Source organism: Lentzea aerocolonigenes (assembly GCF_000955955.1).
Classification (GTDB): domain Bacteria; phylum Actinomycetota; class Actinomycetes; order Mycobacteriales; family Pseudonocardiaceae; genus Lentzea; species Lentzea aerocolonigenes_A.
Genome location: NZ_JYJG01000015.1, coordinates 1 through 7,531 on the forward strand (window position 1 = coordinate 1; position 7,531 = coordinate 7,531).

General features: G+C 68.4%; 8 protein-coding genes. 3 read left to right on the plus strand and 5 right to left on the minus strand.

What is annotated here, in order from left to right; all coding sequences use genetic code 11:
• Positions 1-139: 139 nt before the first annotated feature.
• A complete protein-coding gene (gene typA / locus UK23_RS03670) occupies positions 140-2,035 on the minus strand; it encodes a translational GTPase TypA (protein WP_045309912.1) in 1,896 nt (631 codons plus the stop codon).
• A 166-nt stretch (positions 2,036-2,201) separates the two neighbouring features.
• On the opposite strand from typA, the gene UK23_RS52490 reads away from it, so the two are divergent.
• Together UK23_RS52490 and UK23_RS03680 are read left to right on the plus strand one after the other, a co-directional pair.
• Positions 2,202-2,354, plus strand: a complete 153-nt coding sequence (locus UK23_RS52490) for a hypothetical protein (RefSeq protein WP_196777594.1) — start codon at positions 2,202-2,204, stop codon at positions 2,352-2,354.
• On the plus strand, positions 2,351-3,229 hold the full coding sequence (locus UK23_RS03680) for a S41 family peptidase (RefSeq protein ID WP_052684328.1): 879 nt from the start codon (positions 2,351-2,353) through the stop codon (positions 3,227-3,229). The genes UK23_RS52490 and UK23_RS03680 overlap by 4 nt, the downstream gene beginning before the upstream one ends.
• On the opposite strand, the gene UK23_RS03685 is transcribed toward UK23_RS03680, so the two are convergent.
• Positions 3,226-3,528, minus strand: coding sequence for a YciI family protein (locus tag UK23_RS03685; protein WP_045309913.1), 303 nt, complete (start codon positions 3,526-3,528; stop codon positions 3,226-3,228). The two genes, UK23_RS03680 and UK23_RS03685, sit on opposite strands and share 4 nt — an antisense overlap.
• Before the next feature lie 170 nt (positions 3,529-3,698).
• On the opposite strand from UK23_RS03685, the gene trpS reads away from it, so the two are divergent.
• Complete coding sequence (gene trpS, locus UK23_RS03690; RefSeq protein WP_045309914.1) at positions 3,699-4,622, plus strand: tryptophan--tRNA ligase; 924 nt, start codon at positions 3,699-3,701, stop codon at positions 4,620-4,622.
• On the opposite strand, the gene UK23_RS53565 is transcribed toward trpS, so the two are convergent.
• The 3 genes from UK23_RS53565 to UK23_RS03705 all read right to left on the minus strand — a co-directional run bounded on the left by UK23_RS53565 (position 4,615) and on the right by UK23_RS03705 (position 7,367).
• Positions 4,615-5,388, minus strand: a complete 774-nt coding sequence (locus tag UK23_RS53565; RefSeq protein ID WP_231114360.1) for a (deoxy)nucleoside triphosphate pyrophosphohydrolase — start codon at positions 5,386-5,388, stop codon at positions 4,615-4,617. The two genes, trpS and UK23_RS53565, sit on opposite strands and share 8 nt — an antisense overlap.
• Positions 5,389-5,397: 9 nt before the next feature.
• Positions 5,398-6,591 (minus strand): ATP-binding protein, encoded by a 1,194-nt coding sequence (locus UK23_RS03700; RefSeq protein ID WP_082114382.1) that lies wholly within the window; start codon positions 6,589-6,591, stop codon positions 5,398-5,400.
• Between the two features lie 62 nt (positions 6,592-6,653).
• A complete protein-coding gene (locus UK23_RS03705; RefSeq protein ID WP_045309916.1) occupies positions 6,654-7,367 on the minus strand; it encodes a response regulator transcription factor in 714 nt (237 codons plus the stop codon).
• Between the last annotated feature and the right edge of the window lie 164 nt (positions 7,368-7,531).

The window sequence follows — 7,531 nt, forward strand, 5'->3', positions numbered from 1 at the left end:
GATGGAAAAGGCTCACCACCAACTCATGATCGAAACGCCGCTGACCGCTACCAACTCGGCTGGCGTTCCGGCCCCTGACATGACGAAGGGCGGCCGGGCTTGTGGCCCGGCCGCCCCTGTCAGACGTTCAGCGGTGGAACTAGCCGCGCTGCTTCAGGCGCGAGCGCTCGCGGCCTCGCAGGTTGGCGTCGAGCGTCACCTTGCGGACGCGGATGACCTCGGGGGCCACCTCCACGCACTCGTCGGAGGCGCAGAACTCCAGCGCCTCCTCCAGGGAGAGCTTGCGGGGGCGGGCCAGGGTCTCCATCACGTCGGCCGTGGAGGAGCGCATGTTGGTGAGCTTCTTCTCGCGGGTGATGTTGACGTCGAGGTCCTCGGCGCGCGGGTTTTCGCCCACGACCATGCCCTCGTAGGCGTCGGCGCCCGGTTCCACGAAGAAGGTGCCTCGGTCGGCCAGCTGGATCATCGCGTAGGCGGTGATCGAGCCGGTGCGGTCGGCGACCAGGGAGCCGTTGTGGCGGGTGCGGATCTCGCCTGCCCACGGGGCGTAGCCCTCGGAGACGGCGTTGGCGATGCCGGTGCCTCGGGTTTCGGTGAGGAACTCGGTCCTGAAGCCGATGAGGCCCCGGGACGGGACCACGTAGTCGAGCTTGATGCGGCCCGTGCCGTGGCCCGACATGTTCTCCATGCGGCCCTTGCGGTTGGCGAGGAGCTGCGTGACGGCGCCGAGGTGCTCCTCGGGGCAGTCGACGGAGAGGCGCTCGAACGGCTCGTGGATCTTGCCGTCGACCATGTGCGTGACGACCTGGGGCTTGCCCACGGTCAGCTCGAAGCCCTCGCGGCGCATCTGCTCGACCAGGATGGCCAGGGCGAGCTCGCCTCGGCCCTGGACTTCCCAGGTGTCCGGGCGCTCGGTCGGCAGGACCTTCACCGAGACGTTGCCGACGAGTTCGGCGTCGAGGCGGGCCTTGAGGACGCGGGCGGTCAGCTTGGTGCCGCCGTTGCGACCGGCGAGGGGCGAGGTGTTCACGCCGACGGTCATGGAGATCGCGGGCTGGTCGACCGTGATCCTGGGGAGCGCCTCGGGGGCCTCGGCGTCGGCCAGCGTGTCACCGATCGTGATGTCGGCGATGCCGGCGATGGCGACCAGGTCACCCGCGCGGGCGAACTCGGCCGGGACTCGGTCGAGGGCCTCGGTGATGAGGAGCTCGGTGATGCGGACCTTGACGGGCTCGCCGTCCTCGCGGCACCAGGCCACGGTCTCGCCCTTGCGCATCGTGCCCTGGTGGATGCGGCACAGCGCGATGCGGCCGAGGAAGGTCGAGGCGTCGAGGTTCGTGACGAGCGCCTGGAGCGGGCCGTCGACGTCGACGTGCGGGGCCGGGATGTGGTCGAGCAGCACCTGGAAGAGCGTGTCCAGGTTCTCCTCGTCCGGCAGGCCGCCGTCCTCGGGCTGGGTCAGGGAGGCACGGCCGGCGCGCGCGGAGGCGTAGACGACCGGCAGGTCCAGGACGGACTCGTCGGCGCCCACCTCGGTGGCGAGGTCGAGCAGCAGGTCGTGGGCTTCCTCGACGACCTCGGAGATCCGGGCGTCGGGGCGGTCGACCTTGTTCACCAGCAGGATCACCGGCAGGCCGGCGGCCAGCGTCTTGCGCAGCACGAAGCGCGTCTGGGGCAGCGGGCCCTCGGACGCGTCGACGAGCAGGACGACGCCGTCGACCATCGACAGCGCGCGCTCGACCTCGCCACCGAAGTCGGCGTGGCCGGGGGTGTCGACGACGTTGATGATCACGTCGCCGTCCGGCGTGTGCCTGCGCACAGCCGTGTTCTTGGCGAGGATCGTGATGCCCTTCTCACGCTCGAGCTCGCCGGAGTCCATGACCCGGTCGACGAGCTCGGCACGCGCGGAGAAGGCGCCGGACTGGCGCAGCATGGCGTCTACCAGGGTGGTCTTGCCGTGGTCGACGTGCGCGACGATCGCGACATTGCGCAGGTCAGTGCGCGTCTGAAGGGCAGGCGCGGTGGCCGTGGGCACGCAGAACTCCTAGAGCTTCGAAGGCGTTGGAGGGGCTCGCGCCGGACACTTCGATGCGCAGGGCCGTCCTTGATACTACCGGCTGCGTCGGCATTACCACACAAGAGTGCCTAGTGAAGTGAGCCTCACCTACTCTAGCGACACGTGTCGGAGTGGAGTGCAACCAGTGGGTAAAAAGCTCAAGAAGAAGTGCTGCCGGTCGAAACCCCAGTGCAAGCGCTGCCCGATTCCCTTCCTGCTCAAGGAGCGGGACAAAGCCCGGAAGAAGGCGGCGAAGAAAGCCGCGAAGGCTGCCAAGAAGGCCCTGAAGGCAGCTTGAGAAAGATCAGGATCCGGGCGTACGTCGACAAGGCGCTCGACCTCCTCCAGCGACACTCGATGGACAGCGCGAAGGCCGACTGGCCCGCAATACGTGCTGAAGCTCACCTCGCCACCGTCGGCGCGAGCACTCCGGAAGACACGTATGACGCGATCCGTCACGTGATCGCCACGCTCGGCAACCCCCACACCCACCTGGTCACGTCCCACCGCGCGAGCACGCCGCCCGAACCCACCGTTCCAACTGGTCGGTTGATCGGAACAACCGCCTGGTTGGTCATCCCGGAGACCGACTCGCGCAACGGCGCCGCGTACGTCAGGGCCGGACTGAGCGTGGTGAACGAACTGATCGCGAGCCGACCGACCGGTTGGGTGGTCGACCTGCGCGGCAACCGCGGCGGCGACATGCACCCGATGCTCACGGTGGTCGCCCCGCTGCTCGGCGAGGGCGAGAAGGGCCGGTTCATCAGACCGAAGGGGCGGCCCCACTCGTGGGGGATCCGCCGCGGGCACGTCTACAACGGCTGGCACACCGCGTTCCGGAAGATCAAGATCCCCGCCGCACTCGGCGCGCGGGTGGCGGTGCTCGTCGACGGCCGCACCGCGAGCTCCGGCGAGGCGGTGATGATCTCGTTCCTGGGCGGGAAGAACGTCCGCACTTTCGGCGAACCGACAGCCGGCTACGCGACCGCGAACCAGGCGTTCAAGCTGCCCGACGGCGCACGGCTCGCGATCACCACCGCGCACATGGCCGACCGCACCGGTCGCGTCCACGGCAACACGCCGATCGCGCCCGACACACCGGTCTCGAACTCAAGCGCCACCGGCGATCGCGTACGTGACACCGCGATCGCGTGGCTCGAACAAGGGCTCTAACCCTGCAGCACGGCCTCGTTCAGCTTCATCAGCTCGGGCGCCGTGCGCGTCGCCTCGAACTCGCAGATCTCGTACTTCACCAGCTTCTGCTCGGCCCACGGGTCCGTGGCGAGCAGCGCTTCGAGCTTGCCGCGGGGCATCGGCCGCGTGATGATCACGCCCCCGACCCTCGGCACCTGACGCCCTGAGGCGAGGAAGAGACCTCGCTCGTACTGCTTCTCGACCCACGCTCGGTGGTCGGGGAGGGCGTAGTCGATCTGTTCCAGTGGCGCGGAGTACTTCAGCAGCACGATGAACATCCTTCAACGGTAGTCCTATACTGCTGAACATGCGCACGATGAACTCCTTCTGGTGGGCCCCTTTCAGGCGGCCGGAGTAGCTGTGCGCTAACGCACCCACTGGCCGCCCGGAACGGGCGGCTTTTTTGTGCGTTTCGTCCGGGCGGTCCTTACCCGTTAGGACCAATGTCATGATCCGTCTCTCCGCCATCACCCCGTCCGGCCAGGTCCACTTGGGCAACTACCTGGGCGCGCTGCGGACGTGGGCTCGCGAGGGCACCGCCGAGGACGTCTACTTCATCAGCGACCTGCACGCGATGACGTCGTCGCACAACCCGCAACGCCTGCGATCCATGACGCGCGAACAGCTCGCCGTGCTGATCGCGAGCGGCATCGACCCGGAGAGCACCTGCGTGCAGAGCGACCTCATCCGCGAACTGGGGGCCCTCAACTGGGTTCTGGAGTGCACCTGCACCTACGGCGAGGCCGCGCGCATGATCCAGTTCAAGGAGAAGTCGCTCGGCCGCGGGTCCGTGCGGCTCAGCCTGCTCACCTACCCGGTGCTGATGGCGGCGGACATCCTGTTGCAGGGCACCGCCGAGGTGCCGGTCGGCGAGGACCAGCTCCAGCACGTCGAACTGGCCCGCGCTCTCGCCCGCCGCTTCAACCACGCGTACGGCGAGGCGTTCATCGTGCCGACGGCGGTCGTGCCGAAGGTGGGCGCGCGCATCAAGGACTTGTCGGACCCAACGCGCAAGATGGACAAGTCAGCACAGAACTCCACAGGCGTCGTCTTCGTGCTCGACGACCCGGACCTGGTGCGCCGCAAGGTGCGCCGCGCCGTGTCGTCGACCGACGGCATCGCGAACCTGACCGAGATCCTCAGCTCCTGCACCGGCAAGGAGCCCGAGGACTACACGAGCAGGTTCTCCGACCTCAAGAACGTCGTGGCCGAAGCGGTGATCGAGGAACTCCGCCCGGTCCGCGACCGCACGCTGGAGCTCCTCGCCGACCCGGCGGAACTGGACCGCATCCGCAAGGCGGGCGCGGAAAGGGCCCGCGACCGCGCCCAGCACCGCCTGGACGCGGCCCTGCGCCTCTCCGGACTCACGTGAGGAGCGCCTGAAGGGCCGGCACCAGCACCCGATCCGCGGGCAGCCAGTCCACCCCGGACAGCTCGTCGGCGGTGAGCCACCGGACAGCGTTGTGCTCCAACGCTTCCGGCTCACCGCCGCCGAGCGCCGCCGCGTAGATCCGCAGGACCACGTCCTTCTTCAACGGCACGTCCGGCCCGACCTGCCCGCCGACGACGACCGTCACCCCGAGCTCCTCCTCGCACTCCCGCACGAGCGCGTCTTCCGGCTTCTCCCCGGCCTCAACCTGTCCGCCGGGCAGTTCCCACTGCCCCGCATGACTTTCCGGATACGCCCGCTGCTGAGCCAGCAACCGTCCATCCCGGACGATCGCCGCCCCGACCACCACGCGCGCCTCCCGCAGCTCGGCACACCGCTGCGCCAGCAAGGCCGACCGCTTCTGCAGCACCCGCAACGCCATCCCGCGCCCGACCGTGACGTCCGCGAACCGCCCGACCACGCCACCGACCGTCGTCCACCCGACCCGGTCGACCACCATCGTCCCGGCACCGGTGACCACGAGATCCGTGTGCAGCTCCAAAAAATCCCCAGCCGCCGACACACCGGACAAGTCAGCCCGCGTGACGACCAGCTTCACCCCGAGCGGCCCGGTCAGCACATCCCCGAGGCACAACAACGGCCCAGGCACCTTCACCCCGAACCCCGCGATCAACGCGGTGTCCAGCAGGGCACCCGCAACTACCGCAACTGGCGCGTCGACCAGCGCCGACGCTCGCAACTCTGGCACCACCGCTGCCTACCAGGACGGCCAGCGGATCTCCAAACGCGCACCACCAGCAGGTGACTCGGCCGCCCTGACCGACCCACCCCTGCGCTGCACGAGATGCGCCACCAACGCCAGCCCGAGCCCGAACCCGCCAGACCGACGCCCACGATCCTCTTCAACGCGGTAGAACCGGTCGAACACCTTCGCCCGATGCTCAACGGGAATCCCGTGCCCGTCGTCATCCACGATCAACCGCACGTCCCGCCCCACCGGCACCAACGTCACGGTGATCGTCGAGTACGCGTACCGAGCCGCGTTCCGCATGAGGTTGTCCAGCACCAGCTCGACCTCGGACCTGGTAGCCGACACCAGACACGCCGACGGCGGCGCGTTCAACCGCACCAACAACTCCGTGTCCAACCGGGACATCGCCGCCTCGGCCTCCAGCACCAGGTCCACCGCCTCAGCCCGAGGCGGCGCCCCCGTGTCCGCCCGCGCCAGAATCAACAACGAGTCCACCAGCGCACTGAGCCGAATCGACTCCTCCACGACCGACTCCAGCACTTCGATCGAGAAGTCCGGATCGGGATGCGCCACCGCGACCTCAGCCTGCGCCCGCACCGACGCCACCGGCGACCTCAACTCGTGCGCCGCGTCCCCGGTGAACCGCCGCAGCCGATCCGAGGCCTCGTCCCGCCGCGCCAGCAACGCGTTCAACGCCTCAGCCAACGCCTGCAACTCGTCCCTGGACGGCGGCACCGGCAACCGCTCCCCGTGCGGCAACTCCCCAGCCGCAACCCGCATCCGCTCAACGGGCCGCAACGACGACCGCACCGACAACCAGGTCGCGATCCCCACAAACCCGGCCACCAACACCGCCGCGACCGCCAACCACCGCGTCCCCAGCGTGTTCGCGTTCTCGTACCCGAGCAACGTACTTCCGTACACCTCAAGCCGAGGCGTCCCGTCCCCGGCGAACACCACCCGCCCCCGCCACCGCTGCGCGGAAGCCCCCTCAAGCCGCAACACCGGCTCGCCGCTCTTCAACGTGCGAATGTCCTGCGACGTCAACGGAAGCGGCGCCCCACCATCCACCGGCACCCCGGACACGTCCAGCACCCGAGGCGGCGCCTTCGCCAACTCCTGGTCAACCGCCGTGATCTGAATCAGCCCGATCAACGCAGGCGCCAGCCCGGTGAACGCCACCAAGCACAACAACGCCATCCCAGTGGCCACCACGGTGATCCGGAAACGCAACGTGCGCCGAAACCACCAGCGGCGAGGATTCACTTGTTACCCAATGCACTGTCGAGGTCCGGAGTGGACGCGATGTACCCATGCCCCCGCACGGTCCGCACCACTTCCCCACCCCCAACAGCCTCCAACTTGCGCCTGAGGTACCCCACGTAAACCTCAACCGCATTCCGAGTCGCCGCCTGCTCGTCCCCCCAAACAGACCGCAACAACTCGTCCTTGGTGACCACCGACCCAGCCCGCGACGCCAGCACATCGAGCACCGCGTACTCCCGAGGACTCAACGAAACGTCCTGCCCACCCCAACTGACCTCGCGCAGCCCACGATCGATCACCAAGTTCCCGAGCGTCAACTTCCGCCGCGCCCCTCCGCCTCGTCTGAGGAGGGCTCGAACCTGCGCCACCAACACCACGAAGCTGAACGGCTTGACCAGGTACCCATCGGCCCCGAGATCCAGCCCGTCCGCCTGATCGATCTCCCCGTCCTTGGCCGACACCATCAAAACCGGCGTCCGCACCCCATCGGCCCGCATGCGCTGCAACACCCGGTACCCGGACAGCCCAGGCAACATGATGTCCAACAGCACCACGTCAAAGGCCCCGGTCAACGCCACCCGCAACGCAGTGGGCCCATCCGCAGCCGTGACGACTTCCATCCCCTCAGCCGTCAACCCGCGCTCCAACGCCCGACGCACGCCGACTTCGTCGTCCACGACCAGCACCCGAGGCTTCACACCGCACAGCATGCCGCTACCTGAGAACTCGCGCCCGCAAGATCTCAGCCGACTCTCAGCATCCCGCCCGCCAACGGCGGCCCAAGCGATGGGGAAGCCGAGCAGTACCGATGGCGCAGCCGAGGCTTTGCTTTTCAGTGTGGCCCGGTGGGTCCCGTCACGAGTCGTGCCTGATC